This is a genomic window from Streptomyces sp. NPDC092952, from assembly GCF_044754785.1.
GTDB lineage: Bacteria > Actinomycetota > Actinomycetes > Streptomycetales > Streptomycetaceae > Streptomyces.
In genome coordinates this window covers 49,053-69,168 of record NZ_JBIVPT010000019.1, presented here as the reverse complement: position 1 = coordinate 69,168, position 20,116 = coordinate 49,053, and the positions used below count along the sequence as shown (strand labels likewise).

15 protein-coding genes are annotated in these 20,116 nt (G+C 71.8%); 10 read left to right on the top strand and 5 right to left on the bottom strand.

What is annotated here, in order from left to right:
* Positions 1–26: 26 nt before the first annotated feature.
* Positions 27–764: a response regulator gene (locus ACIQGQ_RS31135; protein WP_402402047.1), complete on the bottom strand. Its 738-nt coding sequence runs from the start codon at positions 762–764 to the stop codon at positions 27–29.
* Positions 761–2,071, bottom strand: coding sequence for a sensor histidine kinase (locus tag ACIQGQ_RS31130; protein WP_402402045.1), 1,311 nt, complete (start codon positions 2,069–2,071; stop codon positions 761–763). Before ACIQGQ_RS31130 ends, ACIQGQ_RS31135 begins: the two co-directional genes overlap by 4 nt.
* Before the next feature lie 216 nt (positions 2,072–2,287).
* On the opposite strand from ACIQGQ_RS31130, the gene ACIQGQ_RS31125 reads away from it, so the two are divergent.
* Both ACIQGQ_RS31125 and ACIQGQ_RS31120 read left to right on the top strand, forming a co-directional pair.
* Positions 2,288–2,995 (top strand): ABC transporter ATP-binding protein, encoded by a 708-nt coding sequence (locus ACIQGQ_RS31125; protein ID WP_402402042.1) that lies wholly within the window; start codon positions 2,288–2,290, stop codon positions 2,993–2,995.
* Entirely contained in the window at positions 2,992–5,340 is a 2,349-nt protein-coding gene (locus ACIQGQ_RS31120) for an FtsX-like permease family protein (protein WP_402402039.1), read from the top strand. The genes ACIQGQ_RS31125 and ACIQGQ_RS31120 overlap by 4 nt, the downstream gene beginning before the upstream one ends.
* 181 nt (positions 5,341–5,521) lie before the next feature.
* Here the strand turns inward: ACIQGQ_RS31120 and ACIQGQ_RS31115 are convergent, their stop codons facing one another.
* Entirely contained in the window at positions 5,522–6,355 is an 834-nt protein-coding gene (locus tag ACIQGQ_RS31115) for a ribonuclease activity regulator RraA (RefSeq protein ID WP_402402037.1), read from the bottom strand.
* A gap of 85 nt (positions 6,356–6,440) precedes the next feature.
* On the opposite strand from ACIQGQ_RS31115, the gene ACIQGQ_RS31110 reads away from it, so the two are divergent.
* The 6 genes from ACIQGQ_RS31110 to ACIQGQ_RS31085 all read left to right on the top strand — a co-directional run bounded on the left by ACIQGQ_RS31110 (position 6,441) and on the right by ACIQGQ_RS31085 (position 15,100).
* Complete coding sequence (locus ACIQGQ_RS31110; RefSeq protein WP_402402034.1) at positions 6,441–7,733, top strand: alpha-L-fucosidase; 1,293 nt, start codon at positions 6,441–6,443, stop codon at positions 7,731–7,733.
* The gene (locus ACIQGQ_RS31105; protein WP_402402031.1) at positions 7,730–9,775 is read left to right on the top strand and encodes a heparinase; all 2,046 of its coding nucleotides are present in this window, start codon (positions 7,730–7,732) and stop codon (positions 9,773–9,775) included. The genes ACIQGQ_RS31110 and ACIQGQ_RS31105 overlap by 4 nt, the downstream gene beginning before the upstream one ends.
* 191 nt (positions 9,776–9,966) lie before the next feature.
* Positions 9,967–11,211 (top strand): ABC transporter substrate-binding protein, encoded by a 1,245-nt coding sequence (locus ACIQGQ_RS31100; protein ID WP_402402028.1) that lies wholly within the window; start codon positions 9,967–9,969, stop codon positions 11,209–11,211.
* Entirely contained in the window at positions 11,190–12,113 is a 924-nt protein-coding gene (locus tag ACIQGQ_RS31095) for a sugar ABC transporter permease (RefSeq protein ID WP_366299178.1), read from the top strand. Before ACIQGQ_RS31100 ends, ACIQGQ_RS31095 begins: the two co-directional genes overlap by 22 nt.
* Before the next feature lie 10 nt (positions 12,114–12,123).
* Entirely contained in the window at positions 12,124–13,035 is a 912-nt protein-coding gene (locus ACIQGQ_RS31090) for a carbohydrate ABC transporter permease (protein WP_352280409.1), read from the top strand.
* Between the two features lie 79 nt (positions 13,036–13,114).
* Entirely contained in the window at positions 13,115–15,100 is a 1,986-nt protein-coding gene (locus ACIQGQ_RS31085; RefSeq protein WP_402402023.1) for a right-handed parallel beta-helix repeat-containing protein, read from the top strand.
* 62 nt (positions 15,101–15,162) lie between these two features.
* Here ACIQGQ_RS31085 and ACIQGQ_RS31080 read toward each other — a convergent pair whose 3' ends face one another.
* A complete protein-coding gene (locus ACIQGQ_RS31080; RefSeq protein ID WP_402402020.1) occupies positions 15,163–16,026 on the bottom strand; it encodes a GntR family transcriptional regulator in 864 nt (287 codons plus the stop codon).
* Positions 16,027–16,286: 260 nt separating this feature from the next.
* Positions 16,287–17,105: an amidohydrolase family protein gene (locus ACIQGQ_RS31075; RefSeq protein ID WP_402402018.1), complete on the bottom strand. Its 819-nt coding sequence runs from the start codon at positions 17,103–17,105 to the stop codon at positions 16,287–16,289.
* 132 nt (positions 17,106–17,237) lie between these two features.
* Here ACIQGQ_RS31075 and ACIQGQ_RS31070 point away from each other — a divergent pair, with 132 nt between their 5' ends.
* Together ACIQGQ_RS31070 and ACIQGQ_RS31065 are read left to right on the top strand one after the other, a co-directional pair.
* Complete coding sequence (locus tag ACIQGQ_RS31070) at positions 17,238–19,160, top strand: hypothetical protein (protein WP_402402015.1); 1,923 nt, start codon at positions 17,238–17,240, stop codon at positions 19,158–19,160.
* Entirely contained in the window at positions 19,157–20,101 is a 945-nt protein-coding gene (locus tag ACIQGQ_RS31065; protein ID WP_402402013.1) for an aldo/keto reductase, read from the top strand. The genes ACIQGQ_RS31070 and ACIQGQ_RS31065 overlap by 4 nt, the downstream gene beginning before the upstream one ends.
* The last annotated feature ends 15 nt before the right edge of the window (positions 20,102–20,116 follow it).

Genomic DNA, 20,116 nt, shown 5'->3' with positions numbered 1-20,116 from the left:
TCCGGCCCCCGGGGAGGGCCGGGCCGTCACGTTTCCGGGAACGGCTCGGTGGCCTCCCGTTCACCGGCGCTGACCAGTCCGGTCTCGTAGGCGACGATGACGGCCTGGACCCGGTCGCGGAGCCCGAGCTTGGCGAGAATGCGGGCGACATGTGTCTTGACCGTCGTCTCGGCGAGGTGGAGGCGGGCAGCCAGCTCGGCGTTGCTCAGTCCCCGGGCCAGCAGGCCGAGCACCTCCAGTTCGCGCGGGGTGAGCGCGGCGAGGTCCCGGTGGAGGGCCGCGGCGTCGGCGCCCTGCCGGGTGAACCGCTGCACGAGACGGCGCGTGATGGCGGGCGCGAGGAGCGCGTCGCCGTTGCGGACCGTGCGGACGGCCGAGACCAGATGCTCGGGCGTGACGTCCTTGAGGAGGAAGCCGCTGGCCCCGGCGGACAGCGCCGCGTAGACGTACCGGTCGAGGTCGAAGGTGGTCAGGATGATGACGCGGGGCCGGTCGGGGAGCGGGGTCTCCCCCGCCCGGCAGGCGCCGTCCGCCCGTGGGGCGGCGAGGATGCGGCGGGTGGCCTCCAGGCCGTCCGTCTCCGGCATCCGGATGTCCATCAGGACCACGTCGGGACGGGTGCGCCGGACCGCTTCGACCGCTTCGGTCCCGTTGGTCGCCTCGGCCACGACGTCGATGCCGCCGGCCCCGAGAATCATCCGGAAGCCGGTGCGGACCAGGGTCTGGTCGTCGACCAGGAGCACCCGCGTCTGCTGCTCGGTCACAGTGTCTCCAAGGGGATCAGGGCTTCCACACGGTAGCCGCCGGTCAGCCGACGGCCGCCGCTCAGGGTTCCGCCGTAGACGGCGAGGCGCTCGCGAAGACCGATCAGGCCCCGGCCGCCCCCGGTGGCCGAGCCCGGTCCCGGGCGCCCGCCGGTATCGATGACCTCCACCCGGAGCCGTTCCGGTCCCCGCTCGACGGTGACCGAGGCGGTGGCACCGGACGCGTGCTTCACCGTGTTGGTCAGCGCCTCCTGGACCACCCGGTAGGCGGCCAGTTCGACGCCGGGTGGGATCGCCCGGGGTTCGCCGGTCACGGTCAGCTCGACCGGGAGCCCGGCGTGCCGTACACCTGCGACGAGCGTCTCCAGCTGGTCCAGGCCCGGCTGCGGGGCCAGTTCCGGGCCGGACCCGGCCAAGTCGGGCCCGCCGTCGGCGGGTTCGCCCTCGCCGGTCATGGTGAGGAGGCCCATGACGTGCCGCAGTTCGGTCATGGCGGCCCGCCCGCCGGCCTCGACGGCCAGCAACGCCTCGCCGGCCTGCTCGGGGGAGGTCCGCATGATCATGCGGGCGGCACCCGCCTGGATGACCATCACGCTGACGTTGTGCGTGACGACATCGTGCAGTTCGCGGGCTATCCTCCCGCGTTCGTGCTCCACCGCCCGGCGCAGCGCCTCGGCCTGTTCGCGTTCCAGCGTGGCGAGCCGGGTCCGGCCCACGTCGGTCCGGTGTTTCCAGGTACGCAGCCCGAGGGCGGCGCCCGCCATCGGGACCAGGATGAGCAGGACCAGGTACTCGTTGGGGACGATCGGGGTCACCGAGTCCCCCGAGATCCCGACGAGGAGGACCGACACCGGCAGGACAGCCAGGGTCGCCGTCCGGTAGGGGCTGTGGACGGCGGCGCTGTAGACGGCGATCACGAACGCGTAGAGCGTCAGCCGCAGCACGCTCTGCGGCGTGGCCAGCACCGCGGCGGTCACCACGCACAGCACGGCGAGCGGGAAGCGCCGTCGCAGGGCCACGGCGCCGGAGGCGACGAACGCGAGCGCCACCATGAGCGCCAGGCCGCCGGGACCGGAGGGGCGCGGTACGGCGTACTCGACGCCGGGCGCGATCTCGCGCACCACGGTGACGTTGGCGTTGTCGATGCCGTAGTGAACCGTGGCGATGCCGAGCACCAGCGCCACGAGGACGTCGAACTGCCATCCCCGGCGGCCGGGTCGGGGCGGCGGCCCGGTCGGGCGCCCTGCGTCGCGGACCGCCCCGCGGGCCAGGGCCCACAACGCCCCCAACGTCGCACGCGTGTTCATCACCGGCTCATTGTCTCCGCCCGGGCCCCGGCCGGAGTCCACCCCGGCGGCTGTTCCCGGCACCCCCGTTGCATCGGACGACTACTTCGTGAGGATGACGCCCCCGCGGCTGGTCCCGGCGCGGTACGGCAAAGGGTCCGGGCGGGCGACGCGCACCGGCCGGGCCCGCTCCTAGCGTCCGGAGGGTCCGACCGCACCCGTCGAAGGAGTCCGTCCATGACCACGCCCGTGATCGAACTGCGCGAGGTGAGCCGCCAGTACGACGACGGCCCGCCCGCACTGCGCGACGTGTCGCTGACCGTACGGGCCGGCGAGGCCGTCGCCGTCCTCGGCCCGTCCGGCAGCGGCAAGTCCACGCTGCTCAACCTGATCGCGGGGCTGGACCGGCCGGACGCGGGGACCGTCACCGTGGACGGGGCACGGGTGGATCTGCTGGGCGAGGCCGGAGCGGCCCTCCACCGGCGGTCGAGGATCGGCATGGTCTTCCAGTTCTTCCACCTGCTCGACGATCTGACCGTCACCGACAATGTCGTCCTGCCCGCCCGGCTCGCCGGCATGTCCCGGGCCGAGGCCGGCCGCCGGGCGGCGGAACTGCTGGAGAGCCTCGGGGTCGACCGGCACGCCCGCGCCCACCCCGGCCGGCTCTCCGGCGGGGAACGGCAACGCGTCGCCGTCGCACGGGCCTTGATGAACCGTCCGCCGGTGCTCCTGGCCGACGAGCCGACCGGGGCCCTGGACACGGCCGCCGGGCAGGACGTCAGCGCGCTGCTCACCGAGATCAACGCCGAGGGCCAGACCCTGGTCGTCGTCACCCACGACCTGGCCCTGGCGCGCTCCTGCACGAACCGTACGGTCAGGATCGCCGACGGCCGGATCGTCGAGGACGTCCGCTCGCGCGACATCACCGAGGAGCCCGTCCAATGAGCGCCCTCGGCACGGTGGTGCGCTCGGGCGTGGGGCGACGCCGGGTGCAGATGCTGGTGATCGGGCTCACCACGATGATGGCCGTGGCCGCCTCCGTCCTCGCCGGATCGCTGCTGGTGGTCTCCGGCGCGCCCTTCGACGACGCCTTCGCCAGGCAGCACGGCGCGCATCTGTCCGTCCAGTTCGACGCGGACCGGGTCGGCGCCGAGCGGCTGGCGGCGTCCGGGAGGGCCGACGGGGTCGGCCGCGCGGCCGGGCCGTTCCGTACGGCGACGGTCACGCCACGGGCGGACGCGTCGGGACCCGGGTGGCCGATGACCGTGGCCGGCCGGGGCGGGCCCGGCCGGGACGTGGACCAGTTGGCGCTGCTCGACGGGCGGTGGGCCGCGCGCCCCGGCGAGGTCGTGCTCTCCGCCGACTCCTCGGTGATCCCCGTCCTGGGCGGGAGGATCTCCTTCGCCCGCCCGGCGGGAGCGCCCACGCTGACGGTGGTCGGGGTGGCCCGCTCGGTCACGGGGACCGCCGACGCCTGGGTCGTACCGTCCCAGATGCCCGGGCTGACCACGTCCGGCAACGGCGGCGTCCAGATGCTGTACCGGTTCACGGCCGCGGAGACCGAGGCGCAGATCACCGGGGGAAGGGAGTCGGTGACGGCGTCCCTGCCGCGGGGTGCGGCCATCGGCGAGCGGTCCTGGCTCACCGTCAGGAACAGCGCCGAACGCGCCACCGCCCTCTACGTGCCGTTCCTCATGGCCTTCGGCGTCCTGGGCCTGGTGATGTCGGTGCTGGTCGTGGGCAGTGTCGTCGCCTCCGCCGTGGGCACCGGAAGGCGCCGGACCGGCATCCTCAAGGCCATCGGTTTCACTCCGGCCCAGGTCGTCCGGGCCCATGTCGGCCAGGCGCTGGTCCCGGCCTCGGTCGGCACGGGGCTCGGCCTGCTCCTCGGCCGTCTGTTCGCGGTGCCGGTGCTGGCCGAGGCCGGGGACATCTACGGCACCTCGTCCCCGGTCCTCGTGCCCCGGGTCGACGTGGCGGTGGTCGCCGGAGTGCTCGGGCTGGTGGCGGGGACCGCGTGGGCGAGCGCCGGACGGGCCGGACGCCTGCGCACGGTCGACGCGCTCGCCGTAGGGCGCACGTCCGCGGCCGGGGGCGGGCGCCGGGCGGCCCGGGTGGCCGCGCGGCTGCCGTTCCCGCAACCGATCGCCCTCGGGCTGACCAGGCCCTTCGCCCGGCCCGCCCGGGTGCTGGCCATGGGCACGGCGGTCCTGTTCGGCACCCTGGCCGTCACCTTCACCGTGGGGATGGGCGCCACGCTGGGCCAGGTGATGAAGGCGAAGGCCCACGACGCTGCCGATGTCACCGTGCCCGCTCCCCCTCCGGACTTCGGCCCCCGGGACCCCGATGCCGGGAAGCGGCCCCGGGCCGATCCCGCGGCGGTCGCCGCGGCCGTCGAGGCCGCCGCCGGGACCGGGAGGCACTACAGCGCCACGACGGTACCGGTGACCGTGTCCGGACTGACCGGCACCGTCGACGTCGTCGCCTTCACCGGTGACGCCTCCTGGGGCGGCTACACGATGGTCGAGGGCCGCTGGATCGACGGTCCGGGCGAAGCCGTCGTGCCGACCGGTTTCCTCGCCGCCACCGGGGTCCGGATCGGCTCCACCGTCACTCTGAACGGCCTGGCCGAGCCGGTCACGGTCCGGATCGTCGGGGAGGTCCTGGACCCCCGCAAGGACGGCATGCAGGTCTTCACCGACATCTCGGCCCTCTCGGCCGCGCGTCCCGACCCGGCGCAGACGAGCCATCACATCGCGCTCGCGCCGGGCACGGATGCCGCGGAGTACGTGGACGCGCTCAACGCGGACCTGGCGCCGCTGGGCGCCAGTGCCCGGATCGGCGGGACCGGCGCGGGCAGCGACATGGTCGTCACGCTCAACGCCCTGTCCGCGCTCCTCACGCTGATGCTGGTCGCCGTCGCCGCGCTCGGCGTCCTCAACGGCGTACTGCTCGACACCCACGAACGGGTCCGGGAGATCGGGATCCACAAGGCACTCGGCATGACTCCCCTCCAGACCCTCACGATGGTCGTGACCTCGGTCGTGCTGACCGGTCTGGTCGCCGGCGCGCTGGGCGTGCCGCTCGGCATGGCCCTGCACCACTGGGTCATGCCCGCGATGGGCGACGGTGCCGGGCTCCGGCTGCCCGGCTCCGTCCTCGACGTCTACCACGCCGCGGAAGTCGTCCCGCTGGTGCTCGGCGGTCTGCTCATCGCCGTCCTCGGCGCGCTCCTGCCCGGCACCTGGGCCGCCGTGGCCCGGACCGCCACCGCTCTGCGCGCCGAGTAGGCCGGGCTCCGCCCGGAGCGGTCGGACGTGCGGCGCGGAGGGTCCGCGGAGCAGTCCGCCAGGGGCCGGGCGCACGCACCGGCCCGGACGGACACGGGCGGGCAGACGGCTCGGGGAGCGGTACGGGAGAACGGCGCGCCCCGGGCCGCCGACCGGCGCCGCGCCCGCTCCCCCGCCCGGATCAGGTGGCGGACCGGCTCGCCAGGTACTCGGTCAGGCCCTCACCGGTGAGGGGGTAGTAGTCGGAGAGGCGGCCGCCCTCGTCCAGGCGGCGGCGGGCGAACTCCTCCCGGTCCTGGTGGAGGAGGGAGTCCTCGGCGAGCGGGATCGCGTTCGCCTGCGGGACGACCACGGCTCCGTCCTCGTCGGCGACGATCAGGTCGCCGGGCGTCACCAGCGAACCGCCCACCCCGACCGGCACGTTGAAGGCGGACGGGAACAGGTCGGTCTGCGAGGCGTAGTGCGGGGTGACCCCGGTGCACCAGACGGGTACGCCGAGGGCGCGGATCCGGGCGGCGTCCCGGACCCGGCCGTCCACGACGATGCCGGCGCCGCCGCGCAGCTTGAAGTAGCGGACCAGCATGTCGCCGAGGCAGCCGGTGAAGTGGCTGCCGTGTGCGGAGACGACCAGCACGTCGCCGGGCCGGACGGATTCGAGGACGGCCCACAGCGCGGTCTTGCGCTCGATGTCCTCCTGCTCGGCGCCGTTGAAGACGTCCTCGCGCTGCGGCAGGAACTGGAGGGTCACCGCGCCGCCGGTGACCTTGACGTCCGGCTCGCGGTGCAGCGGCACCGGTCCGTCGATGAACGTCCGGGTGATCCCCATCTGGTGCAGCTTCGCGCAGGCCGTCGCGGCGCTCACGTTCTTGAGCGCGTCCACCATCCGCGCGGTGGGCCGTACGTAGTCCGAGGTGTGGACCGGTGCTCGCATCGACTCGTAACTACGGTTCTGTTCCTCGCCGTTGCTCCGGGTCTCCCCCGTCGACGGCGCTTCCTGGTCCCGAATCGGGTGCATGCACGTGCCCTTCCGCGTGCTTACCGCACGCAACGCCAGTGACATCATCGCCTATCGATGGTAGATAACAGCCAATCGATTAGTGATGTCAATGTGTCTGGAGTCCTCCGTGACCGGTGCTTCTCCCCATTCCCCCGACTCCACCGGCTGGTTCGAGGCGGCGCGCTTCGGGATGTTCGTCCACTTCGGGCTGTACAGCCTCGCCGCCCGGCACGAATGGGTACGCAGCCGGGAGGCCATGTCCCAGCAGGAGTACGACCGTTATCTGACCCGCTTCGACCCGGACCTCTTCGACGCCCGGCAACTGGCCCGTACGGCACGCGAGTCCGGCATGCGGTACGCCGTACTGACCACCAAGCACCACGACGGGTTCTGCCTCTTCGACTCGGCCCTGACGGACTACACCTCGGTCCGGGCGAGCGGCCGGGACCTGGTGCGCGAGTTCGTCGAGGCCATGCGTGCCGAGGGGCTGCGGGTCGGCCTGTACTACTCGCTGCTCGACTGGCACCACCCCGACTTCCCGGTGGACGAGCACCATCCGCTGCGCGGCACCGGGGCGCGCGACGAGCCCCGCGACATGGCGCGCTACCGGGCGTACATGGAGGGCCAGATACGTGAACTCCTCACCGGGTACGGCGAGATCGACCTGCTCTTCTTCGACTTCAGCTACCCGGAGAAGGGCCCCGGGGAGTGGGGGGCCGAGCGGCTGATGGCACTGGCGAAGGAGCTGCGGCCGGACATCCTCGTCAACGACCGGCTCGGCATCCCCGGTGACTACGTGACGCCCGAGCAGTACCAGCCGGACCGGCCGCTGGAGCGGGGCGGCGAGCGCGTGCGGTGGGAGGCCTGCCACACGCTCAACGGCTCGTGGGGCTACGACCGGGACAACCACGACTACAAGGACCCCGCGCTGCTGGTCCGGATGCTGGTGGAGTCCGTCGCCTGCGGCGGCAATCTGCTCCTGAACGTCGGCCCCACCGGCCGCGGCGCCCTGGACGCCCGGGCCCGCGCCACGCTCGGGGCGATCGGCGAGTGGACCGCGCTGCACGGGCGCTCCGTGCACGGTGCGGGCCCGAGCCCGCACCGGCCGCCCGCGAACGCCCTGTACACCCGTTCCGGCAACCGGCTGTACCTGCACCTGCTGGCCTGGCCCCTCAAGCACCTCCATCTGCCGGGGCTGGCCGGACGGGTGCGGTACGCGCAGCTCCTGCACGACGGCTCGGAGATCCGCTTCCAGGAACTGGACGGCGCGCGGCACGAGCACAACAACCTCGCCCCACCGGACCAGCCGGCCGGCACCCTGACGCTGACCCTGCCGATCGCCCGGCCCGATGTGCTGCTCCCGGTGATCGAGCTGGAGCTGGACGGGGAGGAATGAGACCCGGGACGGGGCCGCTGGGCACCTGCCTCGCGGCGGTCCTCGCGGCCGAGGACGATGCCGGGCTGGCACGGCTGCTCGGCGCTCCGGCCGCCCGGACGGGGGTTCCGGACATCACCCGCCGCGAGGTCTGGGACGCGGTCCCGGAGGAGATACGGGACCGGATCCTGGCCGACGCGGAGGCGGAGCTCGGGCGGCCGGAGCCGCGACTGACCGCCGGGGCGTGGGCCCGCGCCTTCCGCGACGGGAACCGCGGCGCGTACGAGGACGCCGCGTGGGCGCTCCAGGAGCGGGTGTCACTGCTGGTCCTGGCGGCGGTACTGGCCGACGAGACGGCCGGGGCGGCCGACGGGCCGGGGGCCTGCCCGTTCCTGGACGCGGCGATCGACGGGCTGATGTCCTTCGCCGAGGCCAGTACGTGGTGCTGGGCGCCGCACGACCGTTTCACGGCGGACCGCGGTGACCTGGTGCCCGATCCGGACGACCCCTACCTCGATCTGGGCGCCGCCGAGGTCGCCTCGCTCCTCGCCTGGGCGGATCACGCCCTGGGACCACGGCTGGACCAACGGATGCCGGGGCTCCGGCGCCGGCTGCGCCGCGAGGTGGAGCACCGGGTGCTGCTGCCCTTCGAGCGCCGCCGGGACTGGCGCTGGATCGGCACCGAGGGCGACGCCAACAACTGGAATCCGTGGATCCATGGCGCCGTGCTCACCGCCGCGCTGCTGCTCTGCGAGGACGACGCCCGGCGGGCCCGGTTGGTGCGCCTGATCGTGGCGGGTCTGGACCACTATGTCGTCACGCTCCCCGACGACGGCGGGATCGACGAGGGGATCGCCTACTGGTGGGTGGGGGCCTGCCGGCTGCTGGAGATCCTCGACCTGCTGGCCGGGGTGGGCGGCCCCGCCCTGGACGCCCGGCGGCTGCCGCTCCTGGGCGAGCTCCTGAAGTATCCGCAGCGCATGCACTTCGGCGGCGACTGGTACGTGAACGTGGGCGACGCCCCGGCCCGGCTCTCCCCCGAGCAGCCCTGGCAGGTCCCCTTCCGCTGGGGTCTGCGGCTGGGGCAGCCCGCCACGGCCGCCCACGCCCTGGCCGGGGCCCGGCGCCGGCGCGACGCCGCTCCGCCGCGTACGGGGCTGGGCCGGGCCCTGACCGCGCTCGCCGACCGGCGCTGGTGCCGCGCGGTCGTGGCCGAACCGCCGGAACCCGCCGCACCGGAGCCCCCCGCTCCCTGGCTGGCGGCGCACACCTGGCTCCCCCGGCTCCAGATCCTGCTCGCCCGTGAGCGGGCGTCCAGCGCCGAGGGGCTCGCGGTCGCCGTGAAGGCCGGGCACAACGGCGAGCACCACAACCACCTGGACGTCGGCTCCTACTGGGTGGCGGCCGACGGGCGCCCCCTGGTGGTGGACGCCGGCCGGCCCACGTACACCGTGCGGACCTTCGGACCGGACCGCTACGCCGACTGGCCCTTCCGCAGCGACTGGCACAACGTCCCCGATCCCGGTGCCCCGCAGCAGCCCGGCCCTGGCCACCGGGCGCGGGACGTCCATGTCGAACTCGGGCCCGGGGCGGCCGGGATGACCGCCGAGATCGGCGGCGCCTATCCGTCCGGCACGGTCGCCCGGTGGCACCGCACCGTCCGCCTGCTGCGGGCCGACGGGGAGACGGACGCGCACGTGAGCGTCGAGGACAGGTGGGAGGACCCCGGCGCCGGGGTGGCGCTCCACCATGTGCTGGCCGGTCAGGTCGCGTACGGGGACGGCTGGGCCACCGTCACCGGCCCCGGGGGCGGCGGCCTGCTGATGCGCTGGGACCCCCTGGTCGCGGACGCCCACGTGGTCCGCCGGGAGATCGACGACCCGTTGCTGGCACGGAGTTGGGGCAATCATCTGAGCCGGCTGACGCTCACTGTGCGCTCCCCGGGGACCCAAGGCCACATCGTCGTACGGTGGTTGCCGCACACCCCCGGCCGGCCGGAGCATCGAAAACCGACCGCAGAGGTTTGTGGCAGCACTCTTGAAGAAGCGGAGTGCCACCCCTAGCATCAGCAATCGATAGACGATAGACACAGGGGCGAGGACCTCAACCGCCTCCATCTCATCGCAATCGCACCACCCCCGCCGGGCGTTCACCACCCAGGAATGCCCGCGGAACCCCGCCGCCGTTCCTCCAGGGGATCTGCGGCTGAGTATCACCTATCGATTATTCACGACTACGCAACGGAGCGTGTCCCATGAAATCAGTGTGGCGCCGTACCTGCGGACTCGCCTTGGCTCCTCTGGTGATGGTCTCCGCCGTCGCCTGCGGCGGCGACTCCGACCAGGCCTCGGAGGGCACGACCCTCCGCGTCATCGTGAACATCACGCCGAATCTGACGGAGAAGTACTGGAACGACCTCTTCGCCAAGTACGAGAAGGCCCACGCCGGTGTGAAGATCAAGCTCGAACTCACCGGCACGATATCCGCCGACGCGAAGCTCCGGCAGGACCTGGCCGCGGGCGACCCGCCGGACGTGGCCCAGCAGATCATTCCGAGCGCCGAGACCGCCCAGCTCTTCGCGGACCTGTCCGACCAGGACTGGGCCGGGAAGACCCCGCTGGCCGATCAGTACACCGTGGACGGCAAGCGCTACGTGGCGGGCGTCGGCGAGCAGATCCAGTCCCTCGTCTTCTACAACAAGGCCGCCTTCGAGAAGGCGGGCGTCGATGCCACCAAGATCCGGACCATGGACCAGTTCACCACGGCCATGGGGGATCTGAAGAAGGCGGGCTACACACCGCTGCAGACCGCCGGGCAGTGGGTCACCGGGGGCCAGTTCTCCATGATGGCCGACGCCGGTGTGCTCACCGCCGACCCGGACTGGACGGCCAAGCGCAAGAACGGCAAGAACTCCTTCGCCAAGAGCGGCTACCTCTCCTACTTCCAGACCTACAAGAGCTGGATCGACAAGGGCTACCTGAAGAAGAGCGGGCTCGGCCTCACCTACGCGGACGGCCAGACGAACTTCCTCAACGGCAAGTCCGCGATGTACATGATGGGCTCGTTCTTCGTACCGGCCGCGGACGCGGCGAAGAAGAGCGACGAGGTCGGCGTCTTCACCATGCCGACCGACGGCGCCTACCCGTCGGGCCAGTTCGGCAACCTCTCCAACCCGTACGTCGTGGTGGACAAGTCCCGCCACAAGGCCGAGGCGATCGAGTTCGTGAAGTGGGCCACCACCGACCCGGAGGCCATCAAGAGCCAGCTCGCCTCCGACGGCAACCTGCGCAGCGGCTTCTCGTACGACACCTCCAGCCTCGGCACCGCCGTGCAGCAGATCCTGGACAAGGCGCCCTCGGTGATCGTGAAGTCCGGTGACCGCCAGCCGATCGCCGGGTTCAGCGACGAGCTCAACAAGCAGGTCCAGTCCCTGTACACGGGCTCGTCCGCCGCGGACGCCGCCAATGGATTGGACAAGTGGTGGAACTCGCAGGGCTGAACACGGGCCGGCGGCAGCAGCGGCGGACACGGCTGCGGGAGTCGGCCGTGTCCCTCGGGATGATCGGTCCGGCCGTCCTGCTCTACACGGTGATGACCGTCGTACCGGTGGGCGTCGCGGTCTACCTCAGTCTGACCGACTGGGACGGCTTCTCCACCGCGGCGTTCATCGGGCTCGACAACTACAAGCACCTGTTCGACGACCCGAGCTCCTCGGACGCCTGGTACGTGACCGGGCTGATCTCGGTGGTGGGCACCGCGCTCATGGTGGGCCTGGGGCTGGTGTACGCACTGGCCCTCAAGGGCCGCTCGCGCTCGAACTCGTTCTTCCGGGCCGTGGCGTACTTCCCGCACGTCATCAGCGCGCTGATCCTCGGCTACCTCTGGGCGGCGATCCTCGGCACCAACGGCGCCATCAACAACACGCTGGCCAAGTTCGGGATCGAGCCGATCGGCTTCCTCTTCGACGAGAAGTTCGCCCTGATCTCGCTGATCGGCGTGATCGTGTGGGCCGGGTTCGGCTTCAACGTGGTGCTGTTCGTGGCCGCCCTGCAGACGGTGCCCGCCGAGCTGCTGGAGGCCGCGGCGCTCGACGGCGCCTCCCGGCGGCAGATCAACACCCGCATCGTGATCCCCATGATCGCGCCGGTGGTGACGGTGGCGACCGTGCTCAACCTGGTGGGTCTGATCCGGGCGTACGACATCGTGGTCAGCCTCACCGGCGGCGGGCCGGCCGGCTCGACCCAGACGTTCACGTACCTCATTCTCGCCCGGTCCTTCGAGGGCACCAAGGTCGGGTACGCGACCGCCCAGGCGGTCTTCCTGATGGTGGTGTCCGCCGCGCTCGCCCTCCTCGTGACGGCACTGCGCAACCGTCAAGACCAAGCAGCGACAGGTCAGTAAGGAGCCGGTGGTGGTGGTACTAGAGGCAGAGGTCCGCGAGAGGGCCGAGGCCCGGCCGGCCAAGGGTGACGACACCCGGGGGACGGAGGAGAAGGAGCCGCGCTCACCCGTGCGGTGGGTCCTGCTCGGCGTGCTCTTCGTCGCCATGATCGTGCCGATCTACCTGCTGGTGGTGAACGCCTTCAAGTCCCAGCAGGACATTCTCGACAACCCGTTCTCGATTCCGCTGGGCGGGCTGACCTTCGAGCACATGTCGGCCGCGATCAACAGCCCGCAGTTCAACGTGATCGGCGGATACGGCTTCACCCTGTTCCTCGTCGTGATCGTGGACGTGTTGTGCATCCTGCTCGCGGGTCCTGCCGCGTACGCGATCGCGCGCAGTCTCAAGCGGCGTACGCAGCTGGTGCTGCTGTACTTCCTGGCCGGGACGTTCATCCCGGGCGCGGCCGTGATCATCCCGGTGATCTACGTGCTGCGGGAGATCGGTCTGGCGAACACCGTGACCGGTCTGGTCGCCCACGACGTGGCGTCCACGCTCCCGGTGAGCATCTTCCTGTTCGTCGGCTTCATCCGCACCATCCCCGTGGACATCGACCACGCGGCGACGATCGACGGGGCGGGCCGGTACCGCACGTTCTGGTCCATCATCTTCCCGCTGATGCGTCCCGCAGTCGTCACGGTGCTCATCCTCAACTCGATCGGGATCTGGAACGACTTCGTCTCCCCGCAGATCCTGCTCAGCCCGTCCTCCGGGCACTACACGGTCACGACGGCGATCTACGCCGGCATCAGTCAGTACTCGACCGACCTGACGAAGGTGTTTCCCAACCTTCTGCTCGCCATCGCACCCGTCGTCATCTTCTTCATCTACATGCAGCGCCACATCATCAGCGGTCTCACCGTCGGCGCCGTCAAGGGATGAGCCGGTGGACGAACCGGCAAGGAACGACCGGGTTCGACGTTTCCCCTCCGAGAAAGAGAAGAGAAAGGACCACAGCGTGATGAGGAGTCGGAGGCCATGGTCCCGCAAGGGATCCTGGTCCGCAGCCGCCCTGCTCACATCCCTGATGGTGGTGGCCGGTCACCCGGCGGTCGCCCAGCCGGACCGGGCCAGGTCGGGACAGACGTACTACGTCTCCCCGACCGGACGGGACCAGGCCGGGGGCAAGACCCAGGGATCCGCGTTCCAGCACATCCAGCGGTGCGCGGACGTGATGGTGCCGGGCGACACCTGCCTGATCCTGTCCGGCACGTACGAGGAGACCGTCGTGCCGGCCCGCTCCGGCACGGCCGCGGAGCCGATCACCTACCGGGCCGCTCCGGGGGCCGAGGTGACGGTCAGCGGGGCGTCGAAGGTCGGCGGCTTCCGCAAGGTCACCGGTGCCGATGTCACCGAGATCGCCAAGACCGACCCGTTCGCGGCCGACTCGCCGTTCAGCGAGGCGGTCGCGGCCGGGAACGTGTACAGCACCGGCGTCGACCTCGGCCAGGACGTGACCACCGTGCAGGTGTTCACCGACAAGAAGATGAACATCGAGGCGCAGTGGCCCTACCCGGGGCTCGACCTGCTCTCCCCCACCCTGCAGTACGCCGCCGCGGGCAGCGCGGAGGCCACCATCGCCGACCCGGCGCTGACCCGCCCGGAGGGGTACTGGAACGGGGCCCGCGCCCTCACCGGCTACTGGTACATCTCCGCCACCACCACGGTGAAGAGTTCCGCCCCCGGCTCGGTGACCCTGAGCGAGGCGCCGGTCTGCTCCCACAAGGTGGTGCCCAAGGAGACCCGGTACGCGCTCTCCGGCAAGATCGGTGAGCTGGCCCGCCCCGGCGAGTGGTTCTACGACCCGACCGCCAAGCGGCTGTACCTGTACTCCACCGACGATCCGGGCGGCCACACCGTCGAGGCGAAGCGCCGCACCTACGGCTTCGACCTGGCGAACGCCAGCCACACCACGGTCCAGGGCATCGGCCTCTTCGCCACCACGGCGCGGACGGGTGCCACCAGCACCGGCGTCACCCTGGACGGCATCACCGGCCGCTACCTGTCGCACTACACGGACATCACCCGGGGCGGGACGGACTGCGGCTCCACGGTCACCCGGGGCGTCGGCGACACCGGCATCATCCTGGACGGCACCTTCAACAAGATCGTCAACAGCGATCTGGCGCTGAGCGCCGGCAACGGCATCGCGTTGCGCGGGCAGAACAACACCGCCACCGACAACGTGATCCGCGACGTCGACTACATGGGCACCTACGCTGCGGGCGTCGCCGTCCAGGGCAACAGCCAGACGGTCACCCACAACACGATCGCCGACGTCGGCCGCAGTGGCATCAACCTCCAGTGGAACGAGGTCGAGGGGCTCACTCCCGGCAAGGACGTCATCGCGTACAACGACATCTCCGGGTACGCCCGCCTCAGCCTCGATGTCGCCGCGATCTACACCTGCTGCAGCGCGTGGATGATGGGCACCTCCATCGACCACAACGTGCTGCACGACCCGAAGCCCGCCACCACCCTCACGACCTTCGGGATCTCCGGGGTCTACGCGGACAACGGCCAGAGCGATCTGGTGATCGCGAACAACGTGGGCTGGGGCAACCGCGAGGGCACGGTGATGCTCAACGGGCTGGGCACCGGCTCGCACAACAACAGTGTGTACAACAACACCGGCGGGATGACGCTGTTCTACGTGAAGGAGCCGAACGCGTCGACCGGCACCAAGATCTACAACAACATCGGCGAGATCCGGGGCCTGGCCGGTGCGACCGACGGCGGGCTGGTGCTCTCCAACAACCTCCCCACGGGGACCGACCCGCTCTTCGTCGACGCGGCCGGGCGCGACTACCGGCTGAGCGCGGACTCCCCCGCGCGCAACCAGGCGATCCCGCTCCCGGGGATCAACGACGGCTCCACGGACGCGACGCCGAGTCTGGGTGCCTACCAGTACGGTGCTCCCCGCTGGGTCGCGGGCGCCCGTAGGTAACCCGTACGGAAACGGCTGTGGGCCCGGTCCGGAGATCCCGGACCGGGCCCACAGCGGTGCGGTCAGTCCGACGTCGACGCCGCGGCCGCCGGCTTCCGGGCGGCGGTCTTCCGGGCCGTCGTCTTCTTCGCGGCCGACTTCTTCGCCGCTGTCTTCTTCGCGGCCGTCTTCGCCGGGCCGGCCTTGCCCGTGCCCGCCTTCTCCGTCGTGGCGTCCCCGGCGGGCTGCTTGGCCTCCCGCGCGTCCGGGACGGGCCCCCGGCCCGCCGCGTGGTCCGCGAACGCCTCGGCCGCCCGGTCGGGGTCCCTGGCCCGCAGTAGACCGACGAGACGGCCGTGCTCGTCGGCCATCGCGCACCGGTCCCCGTCGAAGAGCGGATCGGAGATGGCCCGCAGGGTGCGCAGACTCGGCTCGATGACCTCCCACATCCGGGCCAGGAAGGGATTGCCCGCGTACCGGCTGACCAGGGTGTGGAACTCTATGTCGGCGTCACGGAAACCACTGACGTCGCTCGCGGCCACCGCCTCGTGCATCCGCTCCACGAGGGCGTCGAGCTCGGCGAGCTGCTCCTCGGTGATGTGCTCGGTCGCCAGCCGGGCGGCCAGCCCCTCCAGCGGCTCGCGCACCTGCCGGGCGTACTCCGCGTCCTGCGAGGAGATCTCGACGACGAAGTGGCCCCGGCGCGGGACATGGGTCAGCAGCCCCTCACGGGCGAGCCGCTTGACCGCCTCGCGCACCGGGGCCTGGCTCACCCCGAGCCGACGCGCGATCTCCGACTCGACCACACGGTCGTTCGGCGCGAGATCGCCCTCGACCACGGCCTGGCGGAGCAGCTCGTACACCTGGTCCGAGATCAGCGTCTTGCGGAACCGGTCCTTGTTGGTGGCCAGTGTGGAGACGAATCCACCCGACGCGTTAGATGCCATGAATTCCCAATCCAGCACAGGGGCACGTGAGTTGCGACATAATACGCACCCGTCTTCTCTCGACGGAATCACACCGAGGGTGGCGGCCGCCCGGCCGGTCAAGGCCGTGCGGCCCCCTCGGAACGGCCCCGGCGGGTGCCGCGTGACGGCCCCGCGGGGCCCGGGGCGACTCTCGACGGACGGGTCGGTCAGTATTCATCGCCTATCGATCATCGAGAGAATCGAAGCAGGGGCGTTCGAGCACTGTCAACCACGCCCGGTCAGCCGGTGAGCCCGTACACCCGCACCGCGGTGGTGTGCAGGACGCGTCGCAGCTGGTCGTCCGTCAGGTGGGCGAGTCCGGGGCGGGGCGCGGCCAGCGCTTCGGCCCGGCCGCCCCGGGGCAGACAGATCGGCCAGTCGGAGCCGACGAGACAGCGGTCCGGGCCGAACGCGTCCACGGCGTGCCGCACCAGGTGCGCGACGCGCTCGGGCGGGACGCCGTGCTGCTGGGTGATGAGGCCGGAGATCTTCACCACCACGCCCGGGTGCGCGGCGGCGCGTTCGACGTCGCGGTACCACTCCCCCGCCTCCGGCGCGCGGGGGTCGGGGGCGTTGCCCAGGTGGTCGACGACGACGGTCAGACCGGGGTGCCGTCCGGCGGCCTCGGCGGCGGCCGTGAACGCACCCCGGTACAGGTTGAGTTCGAGCACGGTCCCGGTCTCCGCGAGCACCGGGACCAGCGCACGGGCCTGTTCGGGGGTCCCGCCCCACTCGGCTCCGCCGAGCCGCATCCCGCCGGGGCGGCCGGGTTCCCGGAGGAGATCGCGCAGCGCGGCGGGGCCGTCCGGGGCGTGGACGTGCAGATTGGCCACGTAGCCGGCGACCAGGTCCGGTCGGCGCAGGCGCAGTTCGCGCAGGGCCCGGGTCTCCCCGGCGTCTCCGCGCGAGGCCTCCACCAGTACCGCCCCGGTCAGGCCGAGACCTGCGCCGGAGCGTTCCAGGTCGTCCTCGCCGAAGGCGCGGTGGTGTTCGCCACCCGGCTTGATCCAGGGGAAACCCTCGGCCGGGTCCCACAGGTGGACATGGCAGTCGATCACGGTGTGCCTCCTCGTCGGGGCTTGCGGGGCCGCTCCGGAGTATTGACACGTCGGCGCCCGCCAGTGAGTCTAACCATCGGCTATCGATGGGCGATTGTTAAAACGAAAGTGACGAGGGAGCGGGTGTACTCGATGCTCAGGCCCGAGCGGACCGACGGCACGCACACGACGGGCGAGCCGCACGGCCCTCTACTGAAGGCGACCCGGCGCGTCACCGACGTGCCCGCGTGGGCGCGCCTGGAGCGGGAGCTGTTCGCCGCCCAGGAGAAGGCGTGGCGGCTCTTCGCCGACCGCTACACCGAGGGGGACGGCCGGCTGGTCTTCCGGGACACCCTCGGCCAGGGGATGGACGGCCGCGACGGGGTGGACGACTTCTACGAGCCGTTCTTCAACTGGCCGACGCTCTATCTGCTCGGCGGAAGCCCGGAATTGCTGACCGCCTCGCGGCGCCACTGGGAGGGGGTCACCGCCCAGCTCACCGGGATGGGCATGCTGGTGGACGGCCTGGAGCGCGGCTACGACTGGTTCCACCAGGGTGAGGGCCTGCTGCTGTTCTACGGGCTCTGCCTCGCCGACCCGGACGACCCGGAGCTGCGTGAACTCGCCCGGCGGTTCGCCGACTTCTACCTTCCGGGCGGCCCCAACTACGATTCCGCGCACCGGCTGCTGCGCGCCCCGCACAACGGCTCGACCGGGCCGCGCTACGGCTTCAGCGACGAGGAGCCGTACTTCCCGTGGAGCCTGGCGCTGCACCCGTACGGTCTGCCGCTGGACGGGTTCGAGGGCGTCACGTCCTTCGAGCAGCTGGCTGCCTCGCCCGAGCTGGCGCGCTCCTACGGCCGGGCGATGTGGGACCGGATGGGGCGCGGCGACACCATCGCCAACCTGGGCGCCACCGGGCTCGCCACCAACGCCTTCCTGCTCAGCGGGGAGCAGCGGTACGCCGACTGGGTGGCCGAGTACGTCTCCGCCTGGCAGGAGCGGCTGGCGGGCCGCGAGGTGGTGCCGGACAACGTGGGTCTGGACGGTGAGGTGGGCCAGTACCTGGACGGCCGCTGGTACGGCGGCCACTACGGCTGGTCCTGGCCGCACGGCCTGTCGCCGGTCGGCAGTTCGACCGTGGTCGGCGCGGCCAACGCGACCCTGCTCACCGGGGACCGCGGCTTCCTGGACCTGGCGCGCAACCCGCTCGACGCGGTACTCGCCCACGCCGAGCAGCGCGGGTCCGACCAGATGGGCACGCTGGGTGAGCGCTGGGAGCCGCATCTGCGGTCGATGGCGGCGGAGCGCACGTTGATGGTGCCCCAGCGGCACAACGACTCCGGCTGGTTCGACTTCACCGTCATGCCCGGCCAACTGCCGCTTTCACTGTGGCACTTCAGCCGTGACGAGGCCGACCGGGAGCGGATCGAGCGGCTGCGCGCGGGCTCGAACTGGGACTGGACGGCCGTGCACACCCAGCGCATCAAGGACGAGGCCGGTCACGAGGAGCCCTGGTACGAGTTCCTGCACGGCCGGAATCCGGACTTCCCCGAGCGGATGCTGCGCAGCGCGCTGGCGAGCTGTGCCGAGCGGGTGGCGGCCATCGAGGGCGACACCACCGACCCGGCGGTCGGCCCGGACGCCCTGGACATCCACCACTGGCAGCACCTCAACCCGGTGGTGACCGAGGCCCTGCTGCAGCTGACCACCGGCTCGCCGCAGGTGCTGTACAACGGCGGGCTGACCCATCTGCACGTGCGCTACTTCGACGCGGACGCCCGGCGCCCCGGTCTGCCGCAGGACGTCGCCGCGCTGGTCTCGGACATCCGTCCGGACCACACGGTGGTGGAGCTGGTGAATCTCGGCGCCGAGGCCCGTTCGCTGCTGGTGCAGGCGGGTTCGTTCGCCGAGCACCATGTCGCCTCGGTACGCGTGGACGACGGACCCGAGCAGCCGGTCGACGGGCCGCACTGCCGGGTCGGCCTCGCCGGGAACTCCCGTATCCGGCTGACCCTGACCATGACGCTGCGCGCGGGCCGTGCGGCCTGTGCCTCCCCGTGGGAGACGGCATGACCGACACCACCGCCACCGGCCGGCTCCCCTTCGAACTGCCCCGCCTCGGCATCGGCACCGCCCCGCTGGGCGGCCTGTTCGAGGAGGTCGCCGACGCGGAGGCCGCCGCGACCCTGCGGGCCGCGGCCGAGGCCGGGATCAGCTACTTCGACACCGCGCCGCGCTACGGGCACGGCCAGGCCGAGGAGCGGCTGGGCCGGCTGCTCGGTCCGGCCGGGATCACCGACCCGGTCATCTCCACCAAGACGGGCTGGCTGCTGCGGCCCCGGCCGGACGGCTCCCCCGGCGAGGTGGTCACCGACTGGACGGAGCGCGGCATCCGGGAGTCCCTGGAGTCGAGTCTGACGCGACTGGGCCGCTCCAGCGTCGACATCCTGTATCTGCACGACCCGGACGACTACCCCGAGGAGATCCGCCGCACCGCCTATCCGGCGGTGCGCAGACTGCGGGAGGAGGGGCTGATCCGGGCGATCGGCTTCGGGATGAACCACAGCGGCCCGCTCGCCTCGTACGTGGCGGAGTTCGACGTGGACGTGGTGCTGATCGCGGGCCGCTTCTCACTCCTCGACCACCAGGCGCTCGACACCCTGTTGCCGCTGTGTGCGAGGACGGGTACCGCGGTGGTCGTCGGCGGGGTCTTCAACACCGGGCTGCTGGCCGATCCGACCCCCGGCGCCATGTTCAACTACCGGCCGGTACCCGCCGAGGCGCTGGAGCGGGCCCGGCGGTGCCGGGAGCTGTGCGCGGAGTACGGGGTGCCGCTGACGGCGGCCGCGATCCAGTTCCCGCTGCTGCACGGTGCGGTGAGTTCGGTGGTGCTCGGCTGCCGTTCGGCGGCCGAGGTCACGGCGAACGCGGCGGCGGCCCGGTTCCCGGTCCCGGACGAGCTGTGGCTGCGGCTCGCGGAGGCCGGGTTCGTACCGGAGCAGCTGCTCGGGTGACCGGGCCGGGCGGGC